Raw genomic sequence first — 20,314 nt, forward strand, 5'->3', positions numbered from 1 at the left:
CATCAACAAGACCGGGGCAGGCCAGAGGCATACATAGGTGGGCACGCCCCAATGATCGAGTTTCGGAATGTCAGCAAGTCCTTCTGGACCGGCACGCAGCGCAAGGTGATCCTTGATCGCGCGTCATTCCGCGTGGAACTGGGGCATTCCATCGGCATTCTGGCCCCTAACGGCACCGGCAAAACCACTGTGATCAACATGATGGCCGGGCTGGAAAAACCTAACGAGGGCGAGATCGTCAGAACCTCGCGCATCTCCTTCCCGCTGGGGTTCATGGGGGGCGTGGTCCCCAAACACACGGCGACAGAAAACTGCCGCTACATCGCGCGGCTCTACGCGCTCGACCCCGATTATATCGAGGCCTTCTGTCGCTATCTCTGCGGGTTGGAGGAATATTTTGACATGCCGGTCGGCACCTACTCACAAGGGATGAAGGCGCGGTTTACCTTCGCCCTGATGTTGGCGCTGGAATTTGACATTTACTTGATCGACGAAGGCATGCCGTCCACCACGGATGTGGAATTCAACCGCAAGGCGGGGTCGATCCTGAAGGACCGGCTGAAAACATCGACACTGGTGGTTGTCAGCCACCAGGCAGACACACTTGAAAAGTTCTGTCGCTCAGCAGGCGTGCTATTAAATGGCAAGCTGCATATGTTCGACACGTTGGAAGAAGCGAAAAGGCTCTATGAGTACGAAACCCAAAGCTAGAAAGTTTCGCATCCGTCGCAGCGAACCGGCGCGGCCAAGCGCGGCCGCCGCGCTGCAAGAGGTGTTGACCCCGGCCGCAGGCGCGGCCGACATGCCGCCTGCCAATGTTGCCCCCCAACCAAAGCCCAAAACGGCCCCCAAATCCGCGCCGGACGCGCAGATGTTCGCCCCGTCAAAGGATGACGGGTTCGGCACGATTGACGCGAAAACGCCGCCCGCCACGCCGTCTGAGGGCACCGCGACCCCCGCAAAGCCCGCGACCCCGGCACAGGCCATCGACGCCATTCGTCGCGAAGGCCTGACCGGCCGGCAGCTGCGCATGGCGCGTCGGGTGGCGCAAAAGCAAGGCCTTTCGCCTACCTCTGACTATGACGCCGTTCGCCTGCTGCGCGAACAGGGCATCGATCCGTTCAAACGCGCAAATATGCTCGAATTGGTGGTTTCCGACGCCAAGGGGGAGCAGGCCAAGGGCACGCAGCCGCTGGCCCAGATCGCAACAACGCCGGGCACACAAATTTCACCCGTGGTACAAAAACCGAGCTTGCCGTCAACGCAGGTGATCACGGAACCTGAGCGCGCCCGCGACGTGATGGATATCCAGCGCGACATCGCGCGCCGCCGCCGCAAGCGCGCGACGCTGCTGTTCAGCCGGTTGCTGTTCTTCGTGATGCTGCCGACGGCCCTTGCAGGGTACTACTATTTCGCCGTCGCCACACCGATGTACGCCACAAATTCCGAATTCGTCATTCAATCCGCCGATGGCGGGGCCGCGGGCGGGGCGGGCGGCTTGTTGTCCGGGTCACCTCTGGCCAACTCATCCGATTCCATTGCTGTTCAAGGCTATTTGCAGTCGCGCGATGCGATGCTGCGTTTGAACGAAGATGAAGGCTTCCGCGATCATTTCAGCCAGGATTTCATCGACCCCATCCAACGGCTTGACCCGGATGCGACGCAGGAAGCGGCCTACAAGGCCTTCAAGAAAAGCGTAAAGATTGGCTACGACCCCACCGAAGGGATAATCAAGATGGAGGTGGCCGCAGCCACGCCGGAAGCCTCCGCACAGTTTTCCAAACAGTTGATCGGCTATGCTGAGCAACAAGTTGATCAATTGACGGCGCGCAAGCGCGACGACCAGATGGCCGGAGCCGATGAAAGCCGCAAAGAAGCGGAGCAGAAGATGATCGCGGCGCAGGACCGCATCGTTGAAATTCAGGAAAAGCTCGGCGTTCTCAGCCCCGAAAGCGAGGCTCAGGCGATTTTCGCGCAGATCTCCCAGCTCGATGGCGAGCTGCTGAATGAACGCGTGGCCCTACAGACGGCCCTGACAAATACGCGGCCCAACCAGGCCAAGGTCAACGCGTCGCGCAATAAGATCCAGCAGCTGGAACTGCTGATCGCCGAAAAGCGCGCGCTTTTGACCGAAAGCAGCAGCGATGCGGAATCGTTGGCACGTGTCTCGGGCGAATTGCTGGTGGCGCAAGCTGATCTTCAAGTCCGCCAGGAATTGCTGGGCCAGGCCGAAGCTGCGTTCGAAGCCGCCCGGCTAGAGGCAAACCGCCAGGTGCGCTACCTCTCCGTCTCGGTCAGCCCTGTCGCCCCGGACGAGGCGACCTACCCCCGCGCATTCGAGAATACGCTGCTCGCCTTCTTGATCTTCTCGGGCATCTATCTGATGGTGTCGCTGACATCCTCGATCCTTCGCGAACAGGTATAGACCTCATGAAAACAGTTGAATTCGGCCGCGGCACGACGAAAGTCACCGCCTCTAACGACCTGCCGTTGACCATCATCGCAGGCCCGTGCCAACTGGAAAGCCGTGACCACGCAATGATGATTGCCGAGACCATGGCCGAGGCCTGCCAAAAGGCCGGCGCGGGCTACGTGTTCAAGGCCAGCTACGACAAGGCCAACCGCACGTCTTTGTCGGGCAAGCGCGGTTTGGGTATGGAGGACGGCCTGTCCATCCTGGCCTATGTGCGCGAGCAGATCGGCTGCCCCGTCCTGACCGATGTGCACGGCCCCGAGCAGTGCCAGGCTGTGGCCGACGCCGTTGACGTGATGCAAATCCCGGCTTTCCTGTCACGCCAAACCGATTTGCTGGTCGCCGCAGGCGAAACTGGTGCAGTGGTCAACATCAAGAAGGGCCAGTTTCTGGCCCCTTGGGACATGCCCAACGTGATCTCCAAAGTGGAAAGCACGGGCAACGAGAATATCCTGCTGACGGAACGCGGCGCGTCCTTTGGCTACAATACGCTGGTCGCTGACTTCCGGTCGTTGCCCACCATGGCCAAGACCGGCTACCCCGTCATTATGGACGCCACCCATTCTGTCCAGCAACCGGGCGGGCAGGGCGGCTCCACCGGTGGGCAACGCGAGTTTGCGCCTGTAATGGCGCGGGCGGCGGTGTCGCTGGGCATCGCGGGCGTATTTATCGAGACGCATCAGGACCCCGACACAGCGCCGTCTGACGGGCCAAACATGATCCCGTTGGATCAAATGCCCGCGTTGGTCTCAAGCCTGATGGAGTTTGACAAGCTGGCGAAGGCCGACCCTTGCCGCGTGTAAGCTAGCAGACCTGGCCGGCGGCCCAGCCAGACGACCACGCCCACTGAAAGTTGTATCCGCCCAGCCAACCGGTCACATCAACGACCTCACCGATAAAGTAAAGCCCGGGTACCGCTTTGCTTTCCATCGTGCGCGCATCCAACCCATCGGTGTCAACGCCCCCCAGCGTCACCTCCGCCGTCCGGTATCCTTCCGATCCCGACGGTGTCACCTGCCAGTTATGAACCGTCTCAGCCAGCCCTCTGAGCGCTGCTTTGCTTTGGTCTGCGAGGTTGCCAGCAACCCCGGTCTCCGCCACCATCAACGCCGCCAGTTTTTCAGGGATATGACGGGCCAAGGCGTTCTTGACGGACAAGCGCCCATACGCGTGGCGGTCGTCGCCCAACAGATTGCCGATGTCTTGGCCGGCGCAGAGGTCAACGCAGATACTGTCCCCTTCACGCCAGTAGGACGAAATCTGGAGCACTGATGGCCCGGACAGCCCCCGATGGGTGAACAGCAAGCCTTCACTGAACCTGGTTTTCTGGTGGCTGACCTCTGCGGATACCGACAGCCCCGACAGCCCGGCGGTTTTGTCCAGGACATGCGGCGCGAAGGTCAGCGGCACCAAACCGGCCCGCGTCTCTGTCACTGACAGGCCAAACTGTTGCGCGAGCTTATAGCCCAGCCCCGTCGCTCCCATCTTGGGAATGGACTTCCCTCCAGTTGCAACAACCACACTGGCCGCGCGAATGGTGCCCGCTGAGGTCAGGATCTGGTAGCCACTTTCGTCGCGTGACACCTGATCAATTTGCGTTTGCAGCCTCAGCTCAACCCCGGCCTTGGCCATGTGGTCCAGCAGCATTGATATGATCTCTTTTGATGAGCCGTCGCAAAACAGCTGCCCCAGGGTTTTTTCGTGCCAGCCGATGCCTGCGGCATCGACCATCGCGATGAAGTCCCATTGGGTGAACCGTTTCAAGGCCGAGAGCGCGAATCTGGGGTTGTTCGACAAGAACTTTTCCGGCGCGATATTGTAGTTGGTGAAGTTACACCGCCCGCCACCTGAGATACGGATTTTGTCGCCGGCCGACTTCGCATGATCGAGCAACAGAACGCGTCTGCCACGCCGCCCCGCCTCAATCGCGCAAAACATCCCCGCCGCGCCTGCGCCCAAAATAGCCACGTCGTAATTCATGTCTTGCGACTAAGCCCGCAACGTCAGTGCCGCAACCTTTGATTTAGGGGTTGAAGTGGTGAACCTGGCGCATTAAATCACCCCTCACTGTTGGGATGTAGCCAAGTGGTAAGGCAACTGTTTTTGGTACAGTGTACCGTAGGTTCGAATCCTACCATCCCAGCCATTCACTCCACATTGTGCCGTCCGGCGTGAATCGCAACTTGTCCGGCTAGAAAGCCAATTTTCGTCGGGCAGTAACGAAACTTCAAACAATTCTATTGGATTTAATGGTCCTTTATCAGCCCAGTTGGTTGATTTGCGCGTTTCCAAGAACTGCCGCGGTACGCGATATCTGACGGCTCTGGATTCGCCGCCCAGGTCGTGTTTTGTGGAAATACTCGTTGTTGATCGACTGATATCTCGCTGATTCAATGTCCGTTTTGAGCGGGAGGATTGGCGATGATGGGACCGAGGCAGGAAGCGCAGGCGGCTCTGTTCTACGAGTTCTCGTTGGAGGATCAGGTCCCACAGGACCACCTGCTGTGATCAATTGACCGGTTCGTCGATTTGAGCCGCATCCGAGCCCACCTTGCCAACTTCTACAGCTACACCGGTCGCCCTCCAGTTGATCACGAGTTGCTCCCCCGGTAGCTGAGTGCCCAGTTTGCACCGTTGTCAGCTTGCGGCGAATGTCTGGATTTGCTGGCCTCTCAAAACTCGATGAACGCGGTCCAAACCAGTTGCGAGGTCATCAACGTGGGAAACGCCGTCTCGCGGCTATGGCCTCATATAGCGCGATATCCGGTGCCAACACCTCCTGCAGCATGTCATGATATGAGTCGAAGATACGTGTCGCGTGTTCTTTGTTCGGACTGGCGTTGATGACGCGCGGCTTTAGCCTTTCGAGGCCCAGACTTTCGAGCAATTGGCCCGCATCGCCTTCGAAACGCTCAGTGAGTCCGACAAAATCCAGGTTTTGCAATGCGCTCTCAATCGTGACATCCAGCGGTGCGTCCTCGAAAGGCCTCAGAAAGTCGAATTGCTTGTTCATTTCGCCCGCATTTTGAGTGTAATGCTCAAATGTGGGATAGGCCTGCTTGAACGCTTCTTGCCCATCATGAACCGCTGATATCGAGTAGCAATAGTCCGAGATGGTCCGCTTTATCGGATCACGCAGCGTGGTGACCAAAGAAATCTGCTCGCGTCTGTCAGCCAAGACAGGAATGATGTCACGATAGCGAAAATGACCTGACAACATATGCAGGCCCGGCTGAAAGAGACGGGGCAAAACCCGTTTCGCATGCGCAGCCAGACCTTGAAAATACAACATTCCGAGGTCGGGTTGATCGATCCCGATCACTGGCGGGCTCTCTTGCTGAGAGTGTTCAAGAGCATCGGAGATCAAAAATCTCAGCGACGTACCAGCCGTCTTGGGGATATGGATGTTTACGAGCTTTTCGCGCATCCGGGATATTCTTTCTGCCATGGCTTTTCTGCCTGTCCATTGAGGCAGACAAGCCGGGTAGGTTCAATGGCCGCGTATGAGATCGGAGGTTTTTGCCAAAACCTTTCTACTTTGACGATTTCGCTTACCGGTGAAATTGCAGTAGCATCCAGGCACCATCTTTGGCATTTTGACGCGGGGGAAACGTTTTCAGAAGACTGGCGGTCTGGGGGGACATTTGCGAATACTAGTAACCGGATCGGCGGGCTTTCTTGGGTCTCACTTATGTGATCGGCTGTTGCAGAAGGGGCATACTGTCGTTGGACTCGACAATTTTCTGACAGGCCGGGCCGAAAACCTGGCGGGAGCATTCGCACACCCGGCCTTTGAATTTGTCGATCAAGATGTGGTCAGTCCATTTGACGGACAATTTGACCAAATCTACCATCTTGCTTCTCCAGCTTCCCCTCCGATGTATCAGCGCAATCCGGTCGAGACGGCCAAAATCAATTTCATCGGCACTCTCAACGCGATGGAGTTGGCCAAACGCACTGGCGCCCGAATTCTGTTGACGTCGACTTCAGAAGTATATGGCGATCCGGAGGTTCACCCCCAGCCTGAAAGCTATTCCGGCAATGTCAACCAAACGGGACCGCGCGCCTGCTATGACGAGGGCAAGCGGATCGCCGAAACTTTGGCCTTCGACTACCATAGGCAACACCAGGTCGATATTCGGGTGGTGCGGATTTTCAACACCTACGGACCGCGGATGCATACGGACGATGGACGTGTCGTCAGCCAGTTTGTTGCCGACGCCTTGGCCGGACGAGATATCACTGTTTTCGGAAACGGCGGACAGACACGGTCCTTTTGTTACTATGCCGACCTCGTCGCTGGCCTCGACAAGATGATGAACACGGATGGTCTTACTGGGCCAGTCAATCTCGGAAACCCCGAAGAGATCAGCATAAATGAGTTCGCAGAGCTGGTGGTTGAGCTTACAGGTTCATCGTCGCGGATTGTGACGCGGCCTCTGCCCATTGATGATCCAAAGAAGCGCAGACCTGACATCAGCAAGGCTAAGCGCCTGCTCGATTGGGCGCCGACGGTGAGCCTGCGTGAAGGCTTGATTGAGACGATCGAACTCCAGTCTTTCCTGTTGACGCAAACGCAGAGTGGCACCCGAGGAAACTCATGACACGCGTGATGGTGTTTGGCGGGGCCGGCTACATCGGAAGTCACACCTGCAAGGAGCTTAGCGCGCACGGCTACGACCCGGTGACTTTCGATAATCTCAGCGAAGGCAAGGCCGAGTTTGTCAAATGGGGGGAGCTGATCGAAGGCGACATTCGCAATCGAGAGCAAATTGAAGCTGCCTGCCGCAAGATTCGACCTTCTGCGGCCATTCATTTCGCTGCCTATGCCTATGTCGGAGAATCCGTCACCAACCCCTCGATCTATTACGAGAATAACGTGGTGGGATCGCTGAATATCGCGCAGGCACTGGAGGCCGCGGGTTCCATCCCGCTGATCTTTTCGTCGTCTTGTGCCACTTATGGCGCTCCGGATGTCGCGCGCATTGCCGAAACAACCCCGCAAGTTCCAATCAACCCTTACGGCCGTTCAAAGCTTATGGTCGAGCACATGCTTGAGGATTTTGCCCATGCATACGGCCTGCGCTCAGTGTCGTTGCGCTACTTCAACGCGGCGGGTGGCGATGTTGCGGGACAGATCGGCGAGGCACACCGGGTGGAGACTCATCTGATACCAAGAGCTATCCTGTCGGGCATGGGCGTGATCGAAGATTTCAGTGTCTTTGGCGCTGATTTCGACACACCTGACGGGACAGCCATTCGCGACTACATTCATGTCACTGATCTGGCGCGCGCGCACGTTGCGGCCTGCGATTACCTGCTGAAGGGTGGCGCGACGGATCAATTCAATTTGGGAGTTGGTAAAGGGTATTCAGTCCTTGAAATAATCCGCGCCGTCGAAGGCGCCTTGGGAAAGAAGGTTCCGTTTCTCAAGGCGGCGCGGCGTGCCGGAGACCCGGCTATGCTGATCGCGGATGGAACCAAGGCGAAGACACTTCTCGGATTTGAGCCCACCAATTCCGACTTGGGTACAATCGTAAACACTGCGGCGGCTTGGCATCTTGCGCGTCAGCACAAGCCAAACCGGCCGATCTAAGCGGGAGCCGCAGTTAACAGATGGATCACACCGCGCTCTTCGAGGCCCATCGGCAGTTCTTCGACATCAAGCATATCGGAAGGCAAAATCCGGCGCTGGCCAATGCGAGCGTGGCGGAAGTGGCTGAAATTCTTCTTGATCCGAAAAACCCGACACCACCTGCGCCAAACCAAATCTTCGATCCCGCGCATTACGAGCTGCAGCGCCATCCGATTGAGCCCGCCGATCCAATCAACCCCCTTGTGCATTACCTCACCAAGGGCGGCGACGTCCGGCTTAGCCCGAATGCGCTTTTTGACGTCGCCTTTTACAAGAGGACGATCAAGCGGCCGGACCTGAGCCCCTACGCGACATTGATACATGCGCTCGACCATATCGATACGGGATTGACCGGGTTCAGCCCGTTCGTAGATCTCGATTACCTGCGTGTAGAAACCAAGCACAAAAATGATGGGCTGCTGCTGCGTGATCTCTTCTCGGGCGACCTGCAACCGACACGTCCGCATCCACTTTTTGATCTGGAATATTTCAGCCTGCAATCGGGCACTGAATTCGAAACGCTTGCAGATGCGTTGCGCTACTATTGGTCAGCCGCCCAGGACCTGTCCACACATCCGCTATTCGATGTAGCGTTTTACAAATCGCACTTCCCGGAACAGTCAGGGATTTACCGGTCCGTCTACCATTACCTGATCAGCGTTGAGCCCCAGTCGCCGCACCCGCTTTTTGACGGCGCATTCTATAGCGGGCAAGTCGCCTCAGAGACACATGTCACACCAATCCGGCCGCTTGAGCACTTCCTAGCGAAAGGGCAGGCGATGGGGCTGTCTCCCAGTCCCTATTTTGATGTCGCGTACTATCAAGGTCAGTCGCAATGCGGGTCCGATGCCGTGCAGTACTATCTTGAGGGTGGCCATAGAAACCACTCGCCTCACCCCATGATTGACGCAACCCAGGCCCAGCTTTTCGCCCACAGCCTTGAAAGCGCACATATCCCCGTTGCTGAACTCCTCGCCGACGAGACGCATGCCCCTCCGTTGGACCTTACACCGGATTTCGTGCCCGAATACTTCGCGAAGATGGTGCCCGATGTCGGCCGAGATCCGCAAAAACTTCGCCGCCGTTACCTTCGCGACGGCTACCCCACAGGACAACGCCCGAACGGCCTGCTCTCGATGCCCTACATCGCGAGCCAATGCAGGTGGCTCGATATCGAAGGGCGCACTCCCCTGTCGGGGTATTTCGAAGCAGGTCTGCACCGGCGCCCTCGTTTCATCTTGGCTCTGGGCTCACTTAAACACAACGCGACCAACGAAAGCTGGCTCGCGTTCCTGAAGAGCCAGATCGGCAATCCTGAGATTGAATTCGTGGTTGTGTCTGCACAACCCGGCCCAATGTCTCCCGCCTTTTTCGAGGTGGCCCATGTTTGGCACCTGGCAAAGGTGCCGTTGAGCGAACTCGGGCCAAATGACCTAAAACGCGCAGGAGATCAGTTTGCCCGGTCGCTTGTCTCCAACCCGGCAACGATATGTTTTGCCGAGTATTCGGACGAATTGACATTGGTAAAAGCGCTCGCAGGACTTGGCGCGCCGCTGATTTTGTTTGGGAATGATAGATTGGCGCAACTCACGGAACAAGAAGCGGACATACTGACTAAGACATGTACTCATGTCTTTTGCACCTCTCCACGAACGAGGGATGATCTGGCCGTCATCTTTGCCGAGACAGGTCCATCGGTCTCGGATGGGTTTCACACCATTTTACCCACGGTGAAGTCCTCTGCCGGGGGTCGTTTGCGCGCCCGAAGCAAGTTGGGGTTGAGCGAGGAGACCCGTCTCGTCGTATCAAGTGGCGGTCCAGAGATCGAACACGGGGCCGACCTGTTCGGTGCCCTCGCCGCGCGGTGTTTCGAAGATAAAGCTTTCCTCAATGAAGCGGTTTTCCACTGGTATTGCCCAGACACGCCCTATGGAAATCGCCCCAAATTCTATGGTCGTCTGATTGCCGAAACCACCGAAGAACGAAACCGGTTTCAACTGATGGATGGTTCCGAGATGGCCACTGCGATTGCGGCGGCGGATGTATATGTAAAACTTGGGCGTGATGAATGTCCTTTGGATGATGTGAAGCATGCCCGAAACGAGGGCGTACCCGTTTTGCTGATGGACGGTCCCGCGGAGGCGGTGACGCTTGCCAGCCAGGATGGCGTGCTGTTGGTAGATGCCTTTGACCTCGACGCTGCGCGGCGCCTCTTGCGTGATCTCTTGACCAGATCCGTTGGAGCAAGCCCGCCGCGTGCCGCACCAGACGGGGCATCGGCGGCAGCCTACAGCCTCACCGCCTTTTCCGACCGGATCACAAAGTTGCTTAGTGCAACGGCTCCGGAACTGAAGTTGAACAGACCATCCCGGAGCGCCATGACCCAGCTGTTGATGGTCATGCCTGACAAGGACATGTTAGACCGGCTATCAGCCCTTACCGAAAACCACGATCCCGTCGAAGATACCGCGGCCTTGTGGTTCGATCTGCCGCAAATTCGTCGCGAAGAATTCCCCGATGGTTTGAGAGAATTATTTGAAGAACAGGACTGCTCAGAACTTGTTGTTGTCGGCTCGGCAGATAGGCTTTCAGAGCACCTGATAAACGACTTCACACGCTCTGTGTGGCTGCTTGATGGCACCGCGTCGGAACTAGGCTCCCTTTACAGGAAAGGGCTCGAATTCGATGCCCTGCTGACGCGCGAAACCGGTCAGATTTCGGAAATGCGCGACCTTAACGCGGTTATCGCAGATGCGATGGTGGCGAGGGATTGGAGGGCATGATGAAGGCGTTTCTTCGCAAAGCTCTGCCCAATTCCGTCGGGCACAAGCTTCGGCACTTACGGGAAACTGTCGCCGCCAACACATTGGGGAATGTCCTGGATGGCGATTTCTACACAACTTCCAATGCCGATATCGTCGCGGCAAGCGCTCCGCCGGCCGCGCACTTCTTGGCATTCGGCAGGCACGAAGGGCGCCAACCCAACCCCTTCTTCTCGAAGGATTATGTCGGCTCCTATCTCGATCAGCACCCTTTGACGTCAGAACCACAAAGCAGCGCCTATGCTGACTGTGATCTGAGTGGAAAGCCAAGGTTGCTCTTTGTGAGCCACGATGCGTCGCGCACTGGGGCGCCGGCGATCATCTTGCGTTTGTTGGAGATCTTCAGCAAATCTAAGATGTTTGAATGTTTCACCATTCTTGATGAAGCCGGAGAAAGGCTGCATGAATTTGAGGCGCTTTCCCACACCTATGTAATGTCACGTGGGCGCCACGATCATCAGTATTCAGATGAGGAAGCCTCCGAAGAACTGGCGCGCCTTTTTCGCCAGGGCGGCATCTTTCGATCAAATGCTCCGGTCTGTACGCTACTGAATTCTGCTGAATCGCATCGCATAGGGCGATCGCTTGCAGGGCAAGGCATACCGATTGTTTCCCTCATACATGAGGTGGCCGCCTATTACCCGCCTCACATCTTCGAGGACATTGTCAGCTTTTCAAACAAGACAGTTTTCCCGTCGCAGTTTGTGAGCCGTGCTGCCGACAGGCATTGCGAGTTGGATATGTCGATGACCATGGTGCGCGGTCAGGGCCTGCTTGAAGACGGGTTCGGATCGCTCGACACTGCCGTCATCCGACGTTTGCTGCGCGACAGCCTTGGTGTCGAAGACGATGCCTTTATTGTGTTGTGCGTTGGAACGGTTGATATTCGCAAAGGCGCGGATTTATTCGTCGATACAGCCAAGCTTTTCCACGACCAATTGCCGTCAGAACGGCCGGTGTACTTCGTTTGGTGTGGGGCGGCGGATCAGACGTTCCCCTATCCGCAAGAGTTCATTCAGCGTCATGGCTTGCAGGACCGGATACGTCTTCTTCCATCCACATCTGAGATCGAGCAAGTCTTCTGCGGAGGTGACCTGTTTTTTCTTTCCGCGCGTGCAGACCCTTTCCCATGTGTGATCCATGAGGCGATGGCCTGCGCGCTACCCGTTGTCGCGTTTCGCAACGGCGGCGGCGCTCCTGAGCTGATCGGACAGGAATGCGGTAAAATCGTTGAGATGGGAGACCTGAAAGCGGCGGCCGATGCGATCCGCCACTATGCTGACGATCCGGACCTGTGCAGGCGGCAAGGCCAGGCCGCCAGGGAAAAAATTGCTTCAGACTGGGACTATCAGGCCTATTGCGAGGATATCTACGAGGTCATACGCGACAGCGCCCAAAAGCCGCCTTCAGGCGGCTGGCCGTTGCTACCCGCACCAAGCCCGGAGCCGCATCTCGTTATTATGCGCGGGTGTCAGACTGATCTGGAGGCCCTGAAACAGCTGGCGCTTGATGCCGCTGACCCAAATCGCCTGATCGTACTGATTGACGGCCGGTTCGGGGAAAATGTTGACGCGCTCACAAGTGAGTTCCGCCACCACAATGTGAGATACCGCCTTTGCCAACCTTCCCTGGATACGGATCACGCCCGGTCGCAAAGACTGGCTGGTCTGCTCAAAAACCCAAAGCCAGGGCGTGTAACGCTGATCAATACATTGAAATACGCTTCAGAAGATGTGCTGAGGTCACTGGCCGTGGAAAAAGTGGCCGTCGAAACAGAAGACGCACTGACCACGCGGCAGCTCTACAGGTGGTTACCCGTATTGAATAGCTTGTACATGTCCAATGCGACCTTGGCAGATGCGCTTCTTCTTCTGAATCCCAATGCATCTGCCACCGTGAATATCCTGCCGGGCGAACCATGAGAAATGGTACCTGCATAGGGTTTCTCTTTCTTGGTGGGTTCACCTTGGCGTCAGGCTCATTGCGCCTGCGCGCGACATCACATCACAAAAACCATTCCTTTCCGGGGCGCCAATGCAGCGGTCATGCGCCTCCGTTTCATGCAATCTGGTCATGAGGTGTTTATGAAACTGACAGTCGTCAACTTTCACATTCCCAAAACTGCGGGCTCCACATTCCTGTTCCGCCTATTTCGCTCCCTCGGACTTCGCAGACAACAGGACGCAATACACAACATCACGGAGCGCGCAGCCAAGATGGAAGGCCGGTATTTCCCCAAAATCCGCAAAGCTTTCGAAATCGAACAACAAGATAGTGCAGAGCAAGCGTTAAAGGTCTTTACGGGGCATTACCGATACCGCGATGTCGCGGATCTCATAGAACGCTGGCGGGATGAGCCCGTGTTGGTGACGTATCTGCGTGATCCGGTCGCGCGCGTCTTGTCGCAATACTTCTATTCGATTTCGAATACACACGACGAAATGGAGAAATTCGTCGAAAAATATCCCACGTTAGAACATTTCCTCGAGAATCCGGGCGGGCTGAATCAGCAAACGGCCTTTCTCGCGCCTAACGCAGACGCGACTGTTGACGAGACAATCGAACATGTTCGGGAAAAATTTCACTTCGTAGGATGTACCGAGCGTTTCGATGAAGATTTCGACAACTTGATGTCCATGCTCAAGTTTCCGCCCTCCGATCCTGTCCGCAGGAATGAAAGCCCTTATCCAGATTTAAAAAGAGACGCGTACACAAAATACAAGGATGTTATCTATGATCGTACTGCCGAGGACCGAAAGCTCTACAATGCATTTTGCGCTCCCGAAAAGAGCTCTCAGATACTTCTACCGCTTAAACATCTTAAACAACGGGAGGACAAAAACGTGAAAGCTGAAAACAATTTGCTCAACGAGATCGAAGATCTGGCGCCCTGGCATCACAAAATCCATCTTTCAGGAGATATCTGGACAGGTGCCGGAAACATCGCAGATCAGACCGGCTCCAAGGTCACCTATTACGATCCTTTGGTCGCAATGAAAAATTTGACCCGGCAGGTTTTGCCAAATGGGTTCGAGGGGCGAAGCTTCCTTGATTGCGCCTGCAACGGAGGGGGCTACAGCTTTGCCGCGAAAGACCTGGGGGCATCGAATGTGTTCGGGTTTGATGTGCGTGAGCATTGGATCAAGCAATGCGAATTCGTGATGCAAAACAGGGAGGCACCGACTGACAATATGAAGTTTCGGCAGGCTGACTTGTTGGATCTATCCAATTTGAATGAAGATTTTGACGTCACATGGTTCAGCGGGCTTTTCTATCATCTACCGGATCCCGTCACCGGTCTGAAGAATGCGGCGGATCGCACAAAGGAGTTGATATTTGTCAATACGGCCGCAATTCCGGTTGAGCCCGACGTTGATGAAGTCCCCGCTCTGCATATGAAATTCGAAGGTACCGATGAGCTGATGTCTGGTATCTACAGATTGTCGTGGAGCCCGTCTGGCCCGAAGGTAATTGAAGGTATTTTGAATTGGATGGGCTTTGTCGAAACCCGCCTGATTTTTTGGCACAAGACTGTGCAGCTGGGCGATCGTCGTGCCTCCGGCCGCTTATGCATCGTTGGCGCCCGGGAGAAAGGGAGGTTGGACGGAATTCGAAACGCCGTGCCGGTCGACTCGCATTCAGGACCGATCCGCGGAAAGTGAGCGTTTGCGAAGCGGGGTCAGGAACCAGAGGGGGCAAACGCAAGCCCCGACTGGCTCTGGTTGGGCAAACCCACGTGCGCCTCACAGACCGGCGACGCTACCCAGACTTGAGAGCGGCGTGGGGATTTACCAGTTCCTCAATCCACGGCGCGGATGCGAGAGGTCTGTCTGCACATGATCGGAGCGAATTGCGTAGGAAATGCAGCGCTCCGGGAACACAATGAATGCCCATATTAGGAGCGACGATTTGAGTAAATCCGATATCGACAGCAACTTTGTTCGCGTGGGATCGGTCCACTTCTGATCAGCTTGGCAGACGCAGCGAAAGCCTCCTTTGACGGTAGCACCGCGGCACAACATCTAATTGGCCAATGGCCAGTTTTGGCCGCTAGCGCTTGGATATCTCGTCCCAAGTGAGGCCGAATTTTAAGAGGTATTTTCGCAATCTGTCAGAGTCGTTCCGGGTCTTGCGTTCTTCTCTGGATACTTCGAACAATTTCCTTCCAGCGTCGCTTACCGAGCTAGAAGCCTGGCAAATTCGAAGGGTCTGGGCGAGTTGTGCTATGTCGAACAGGTCCAATGCTGTGTCGACGTACTCGGCCACCAGCTTGCCATCCGCGTTACCATCAGCTGCGCGCCAGCGGCGCTCTAGTGTTGATATCTCGTCTTCGACCTGCGCGCGTGTGATGCGTCCGCGTGGGGCCAGGGTGCACAGCCTCAAGACGGCACCGCTGAAGTCGCGGAAGTTGCCGGGCCATTTGGTTGAGGGTGCTTTTGCAAATCGGAGCCATGCCTCGGCTGCGTCTGCGTTAAACCCGACGCGTGTCCCTAGTGCTTTCTCAGCGCGGGTTAATTCAAAGCGCAGATTTGCCTCCATATCCTCAGGGCGGTCCCGCAAGGGAGGGAGGCGAAAAGTCCATAGGTTCAACCGTGAGAGCAAGTCGATGCGAAACTTGCCATCGGCTGCCAAAGCCATCAGGTCCTGCGAGGCCCCGGCGATGACCTGAAACTTGCTTGTAACTTCAGAATCCGAGCCCAAAGGGTAGTATCGGCCCGTTTCAATCGCGTGCAGAAGGAGCGCTTGTTCCTCAAGGCCCAACTCATCGATTTCATCGAGGAAGAGCACGCCGCCATCTGCTTCGCGCAGCAGGCCAGAGCGTTCCGTGCCGGGCTGCCCTGTGTGGCTGCGGCGCTGTCCGAACAGCGTGGCGACGGCCGAGCCGCCACGCAGTGTCGCACAATTGACCTGAACCAACCGGCCTTTGACCCTTCGACGTTGCAGCTTTAGCTCGTAGATACGCAAGGCCAGCTCGGATTTGCCAGTGCCGGATTCACCCTGCAAAAGGATCGGAGCATCAGACTGCCCGGCGACTTGTTCTATGCGGTCGATCAGGGCGTTGTAGGGCGCGTTCCTGGTTTCGATCCCGCCTTTGAGCAGGTCGCCATATTCACGCGATTGCTGGTCGAACCTTTGCTGAAGAGCGTCATAGCGGCTGAGGTCCAGATCGATCAGATCGAATGTGCCGTTGGTATTTTCACCGCGCGGAGGCCCGGTTTGAATCAGGGCGGCCGGGATATGACGGGATTCCGACAGCAGGAACCAGCATATTTGTCCCACATGCGTCCCGGTCGTCAGATGGATATGGTAGCGTTCGCGATCTTCGTCAAAGCCATAGGTTTGGGCAAAGTCATAGAGCTTGGCATAGACCTCCTCGAGGTCCCACGGGTTCTCCATGTCCATGCGGTGCAGCAGCACTTCGGTGTCTGGCGAAGCTTCCTCAACATCTCGCTTGATCCCATGGGCAAGCCGGCTGAATTTGCTGTCGTAGAGGAGTTCCAACCTGTCGACGGGAAACCCATCGACCTCGCAAAGGCTGACAGTTGGTCGCCAGCCGCGTTTTTTGCCGCTGTCGAGCTGTGTGCCGAGGAAGCCAAGGACGACGTTTCTCATTGGGCGATCCAAATTGATAAATTACGATACAAATAGGACGCTAAAGTGTGTGAGCAATTGGATCAACAATAATGATTATCCATTTAAAACAGTATGTTATCAGGTTTTTCTGCATCTTTTGGATTCCCTCCCGAATCCTGAGAAAACTGAGCCATCGAAAGAGAAGCAGTAAAGCAAACGGATGAATTCGCATCCGGAACAGCGGCGGGTTGGGCCCATTCTCAATCCGCCGCACCGCAACAGTCACCCCGTGCGGGGAAAATTGACCGAAGGATACGACGATGGAAGACCTGACACTGACGCAACTGACTGGCAAAGACCTCAAGAGTTGGGGCCACCGGCCAGGCCCGCAATTCCCCGATCTGTTGGCGCGCGCAAACGAGATGCTGGCCAAAGGAATTGAGGTGTCTCGCATTCGGGATGATCTGTCCGCCGATATCCCGATCCCGCCTGAGCATATCGAACTGCATGAGGAGGGGGCTGTCGTTTTCCATGAGAACCTGATCCCTGCAGATGCGGATGAAGAAACGAACCTTGAGAAGGTTCGGGAAACCATGCGCGCTGTGATGCGTACACCGACTGTGGTTGGTGGAGCGATTATGCCGGACGCGTGCCCCGCGGGTCCTGTTGGCACCATACCCGTGGGTGGCGTTGTGGCCGCTCGGAATGCGATCCATCCTGGCATGCATTCGGCCGACATCTGTTGCTCCTTGATGATGACAGATTTGGGCGACGCTGATCCTGCTGTGGTGTTGGAGGCTGCGGCGAAGGTGACGCATTTTGGACCCGGCGGTCGTCCGCAAGGGCAACGGTTTACCGTGTCGTTGGACCTCCTGGATGCGTTTCGCTCAAACCCGTTTCTGGACAACGCAAAGGTCATTCGTGCGGCACAGGAGCAGATGGGAACGCAAGGTGACGGCAACCACTTCTTGTTTGTCGGGCGTTCGCGCAACACCGGGCGGACGGCTATGATCACGCATCACGGTTCCCGTGGGCCCGGCGCAAAACTCTACAAGGCGGGCATGGAGGTGGCGGAGAAATACCGGCGTCTATATTCGCCCAAGACCTTGAAGCAGAACGCTTGGATTCCCGCGGACAGTGAGGATGGGCGCGCCTATTGGGACGCTTTGCAGATCATCCGCAAGTGGACCAAGACCAACCACAACTCGATCCACCAAGCCACGATGGAGGTGGCTGGGGCATCTGGCGGTGAGCGGTTCTGGAACGAGCATAACTTTGTGTTCCAACGCGGTGACATCTATCTGCACGGCAAAGGGGCAACCCCGGGCTGGTCCGGATTTGCGGCAGATGCCGATAAAGACGGACGGACCATCATCCCGCTCAACATGGCGGAGCCCGTGCTGATTGTTCGTGGGTCAGATGCATCAAATGCGCTGGGGTTCAGCCCGCACGGTGCTGGCCGGAACTGGTCTCGGACGGAGCATATGCGCCGGTTGGGTACAAAAACGGCTCAAGAAGCTCTTGTCGAGGAAACTGCCGGGCTCGATATCCGCTTTTACGGAGGCAAGGTCGATGCGTCTGAGTTGCCGTCGAGCTACAAGCCGGCGGCGGCGGTAGCCGAGCAGATCAAGTCGTTTGATTTGGCGGAGATCGTCGATTGGATCGATCCGTACGGGTGCATCATGGCTGGCGAACTGCCGAGGTTTACCCGCCGCGGGAAGGGGCGCAGATAGGAAACGGATGGCCCCGGCAGGCGACGGCCGGGGCCATCCGTCGATCACGCAGAGTATTTGCGCCGATAAATTGAGTGCCGTGCTGACGAAACAACGTTGTAGGATTTCAGTTCAAGGTCGGCAGGCGTTTGGTTTCGATCTCAAAAGCTGGTTGCGATGAGACCGCAACCAGCCCATTTCATTGTCAGGCGTCCGCCTCAAGACTATGTCACAGTTCTCTTAATGAAACTTACCAAAATCATCGCTTTTCGTTTTGCTATCAAGCAACATCTGATAGCTGTTCTCTATGACCCCTCCGAACATTATCCTGTTCATGGTTGACCAGCTTACCTCCTTCGTTTTGCAAGCTTATGGGGGCAAGACTTGTCATACTCCTCATCTGAATGCATTGGCACAGCGCAGTGCTGTTTTCGAGAACGCTTATTGTGCCTATCCACTCTGTGCACCGTCTCGCTTCGGAATGATGTCCGGGCGACTGCCGTCTCGGATTGGTGCTTATGACAATGGTGCTGAATTTGCGGCGTCGACGCCGACCTTTGCGCACTATCTGCGTGCTGCCGGATATTACACATGCATCTCTGGCAAGATGCATTTCGTAGGCCCGGACCAATTTCATGGCTTCGAAGAGAGGCTCACGACCGAGATTTACCCCGCCGATATGTCATGGACGCCGGACGCCGATTTCCGCGATTTCAATAGCGATGAAGAACGCGCTTATACATTTGGGGTTTCGACGATTGATACTGTGCGCGATGCAGGACCTGTCGCCCGTTCCATGCAGATCGACTATGATGAGGACGTTATTCATCACGCAAAACGGGAACTATTTGCTCGCGCTAGGTCCGCGGACACGCGCCCGTTCATGATGACAGTGTCTTTGACACATCCACATGATCCTTATGTGACCACCCAGAAGTATTGGGACCATTATGATCCTGAACACATCGAAGATCCGTTGGTCCCGCACATACCCGTTGAAGCCCGAGACCCGCACAGCAAGTCGCTTTATTATCATTACGGTCAGGACAAATGCACCTTGGACCATGGCGATTACCTGAACGCGCGGCGCGGATATTACGGCATGATCTCTTACGTGGATGATCTGTTTGGCGAGTTGATGGGGGCCCTGAAAGACAGCGGCTATGGTGACAACACGGTCGTGATCTTCGCCTCCGATCATGGCGACATGATTGGCGAGCGCGGGATGTGGTTCAAAAAGACCTTGTTCGATCCCGCGATCAAGGTGCCCCTGATGATCGCCCATCCCGATTACGCGCCATGTCGGATCGCTGAACCCGCATCCTTGTTGGACCTTTTTCCGACCTTGCTGGACCTCGCTGGCATCCCAAAGGGAGAGGTCAGAACGCAGCTGGATGGTCAAAGCCTGATGCCAGCCATTCAAGGTACTGCGTTGCACAAACCAGTTTTCATAGAACACATCGACGGCGGCACAGCCGCGCCAAGAGTTTGCGTGAGGGAGGGATCGTTAAAACTGATCATTTCGCGCGCCTATCCGGCCCAACTCTATGACCTTTCGCTAGATCCGTTGGAGTGCGAAAATATTGCAGGGCAGGGGTATCCCGAAGAGGAGCGTCTGACCCAATTGGCCGAAGACACCTGGCCGCTTGATTCACTGCTGGATGATGTGATCCGCTCGCAGACGGAACGTAAGTTGATAGACGATGCCCTTCGTATTGGCCGTGAGGAAATTTGGGATTTCACACCCCGACCTTTGGCGCAAAATTCTTCCTACGTCCGTCGCGGCGACGCTTTTCCTGACGTCGAACGACGCGGGTATCTGAGGCCGCAAAATCAGTCCTAGGGTTAGGTAGGACGTCCCAAGTCTCGGCTTCGCGATATTGCGGCTTCGAGGGCGCGCTTGGCAAGGCTAGTGTACCGTGGACTTCGTGGTCAAACTGCTCCGAACCAGCGACCGTCATGCCACCCTTGGAATTCACAGCAGCTGTGAGAGATTTAGTATCAGAGGGCCCTTGCGCAAATATGGTTGCCGGATGGTTAAGCATCACGCGAACGATGGATACGGACGCCTAGAAAGCGCCTTCAAACATGCAAACGC

Annotated in this window: 13 protein-coding genes, 1 tRNA gene and 1 pseudogene; 12 read left to right on the top strand and 3 right to left on the bottom strand. The window is 56.2% G+C overall.

Going from position 1 to position 20,314, the window contains the following annotated elements:
• Positions 1 to 51 precede the first annotated feature (51 nt).
• From Q0899_RS16615 to kdsA, 3 genes are read left to right on the top strand one after another with little or no spacing between them, the layout of a single operon-like run.
• Positions 52 to 711, top strand: coding sequence for an ATP-binding cassette domain-containing protein (locus tag Q0899_RS16615; RefSeq protein WP_299194240.1), 660 nt, complete (start codon positions 52 to 54; stop codon positions 709 to 711).
• A complete protein-coding gene (locus tag Q0899_RS16620; protein ID WP_299194242.1) occupies positions 689 to 2,425 on the top strand; it encodes a capsule biosynthesis protein in 1,737 nt (578 codons plus the stop codon). The genes Q0899_RS16615 and Q0899_RS16620 overlap by 23 nt, the downstream gene beginning before the upstream one ends.
• 5 nt (positions 2,426 to 2,430) lie before the next feature.
• A complete protein-coding gene (gene kdsA / locus Q0899_RS16625; RefSeq protein ID WP_298360326.1) occupies positions 2,431 to 3,276 on the top strand; it encodes a 3-deoxy-8-phosphooctulonate synthase in 846 nt (281 codons plus the stop codon).
• A 1-nt stretch (position 3,277) separates the two neighbouring features.
• Here the strand turns inward: kdsA and Q0899_RS16630 are convergent, their stop codons facing one another.
• The gene (locus tag Q0899_RS16630) at positions 3,278 to 4,453 is read right to left on the bottom strand and encodes an NAD(P)/FAD-dependent oxidoreductase (protein ID WP_299194244.1); all 1,176 of its coding nucleotides are present in this window, start codon (positions 4,451 to 4,453) and stop codon (positions 3,278 to 3,280) included.
• A 91-nt stretch (positions 4,454 to 4,544) separates the two neighbouring features.
• Between Q0899_RS16630 and Q0899_RS16635 the strand changes: the two genes are divergently transcribed.
• Both Q0899_RS16635 and Q0899_RS16640 read left to right on the top strand, forming a co-directional pair.
• A tRNA-Gln gene (locus Q0899_RS16635) sits at positions 4,545 to 4,619 on the top strand.
• Between the two features lie 275 nt (positions 4,620 to 4,894).
• Positions 4,895 to 5,083, top strand: a pseudogene (locus Q0899_RS16640) (IS5/IS1182 family transposase); the annotation flags it as partial.
• Positions 5,084 to 5,186: 103 nt separating this feature from the next.
• Here Q0899_RS16640 and Q0899_RS16645 read toward each other — a convergent pair.
• Positions 5,187 to 5,921: a sulfotransferase family 2 domain-containing protein gene (locus Q0899_RS16645; RefSeq protein WP_299194246.1), complete on the bottom strand. Its 735-nt coding sequence runs from the start codon at positions 5,919 to 5,921 to the stop codon at positions 5,187 to 5,189.
• Between the two features lie 196 nt (positions 5,922 to 6,117).
• Between Q0899_RS16645 and Q0899_RS16650 the strand changes: the two genes are divergently transcribed.
• The 5 genes from Q0899_RS16650 to Q0899_RS16670 all read left to right on the top strand — a co-directional run bounded on the left by Q0899_RS16650 (position 6,118) and on the right by Q0899_RS16670 (position 14,592).
• On the top strand, positions 6,118 to 7,077 hold the full coding sequence (locus Q0899_RS16650; RefSeq protein WP_298297819.1) for a UDP-glucuronic acid decarboxylase family protein: 960 nt from the start codon (positions 6,118 to 6,120) through the stop codon (positions 7,075 to 7,077).
• Positions 7,074 to 8,069, top strand: coding sequence for a UDP-glucose 4-epimerase GalE (gene galE, locus Q0899_RS16655; RefSeq protein ID WP_299194248.1), 996 nt, complete (start codon positions 7,074 to 7,076; stop codon positions 8,067 to 8,069). The genes Q0899_RS16650 and galE overlap by 4 nt, the downstream gene beginning before the upstream one ends.
• A 20-nt stretch (positions 8,070 to 8,089) precedes the next feature.
• Complete coding sequence (locus Q0899_RS16660) at positions 8,090 to 10,891, top strand: hypothetical protein (protein WP_299194250.1); 2,802 nt, start codon at positions 8,090 to 8,092, stop codon at positions 10,889 to 10,891.
• Complete coding sequence (locus Q0899_RS16665) at positions 10,888 to 12,852, top strand: glycosyltransferase family 4 protein (RefSeq protein ID WP_299194252.1); 1,965 nt, start codon at positions 10,888 to 10,890, stop codon at positions 12,850 to 12,852. Before Q0899_RS16660 ends, Q0899_RS16665 begins: the two co-directional genes overlap by 4 nt.
• Positions 12,853 to 13,014: 162 nt before the next feature.
• The gene (locus Q0899_RS16670) at positions 13,015 to 14,592 is read left to right on the top strand and encodes a bifunctional 2-polyprenyl-6-hydroxyphenol methylase/3-demethylubiquinol 3-O-methyltransferase UbiG (protein WP_299194254.1); all 1,578 of its coding nucleotides are present in this window, start codon (positions 13,015 to 13,017) and stop codon (positions 14,590 to 14,592) included.
• Between the two features lie 388 nt (positions 14,593 to 14,980).
• On the opposite strand, the gene rtcR is transcribed toward Q0899_RS16670, so the two are convergent.
• A complete protein-coding gene (gene rtcR / locus Q0899_RS16675) occupies positions 14,981 to 16,543 on the bottom strand; it encodes an RNA repair transcriptional activator RtcR (RefSeq protein ID WP_299194256.1) in 1,563 nt (520 codons plus the stop codon).
• A 281-nt stretch (positions 16,544 to 16,824) separates the two neighbouring features.
• Between rtcR and Q0899_RS16680 the strand changes: the two genes are divergently transcribed.
• Both Q0899_RS16680 and betC read left to right on the top strand, forming a co-directional pair.
• Positions 16,825 to 18,237: an RtcB family protein gene (locus Q0899_RS16680; protein ID WP_298297835.1), complete on the top strand. Its 1,413-nt coding sequence runs from the start codon at positions 16,825 to 16,827 to the stop codon at positions 18,235 to 18,237.
• Positions 18,238 to 18,523: 286 nt separating this feature from the next.
• Positions 18,524 to 20,059 (top strand): choline-sulfatase, encoded by a 1,536-nt coding sequence (gene betC, locus Q0899_RS16685; protein ID WP_299194259.1) that lies wholly within the window; start codon positions 18,524 to 18,526, stop codon positions 20,057 to 20,059.
• Positions 20,060 to 20,314 lie beyond the last annotated feature (255 nt).

The organism is uncultured Litoreibacter sp. (assembly GCF_947501785.1).
Taxonomy (GTDB): Bacteria; Pseudomonadota; Alphaproteobacteria; order Rhodobacterales; family Rhodobacteraceae; genus Litoreibacter.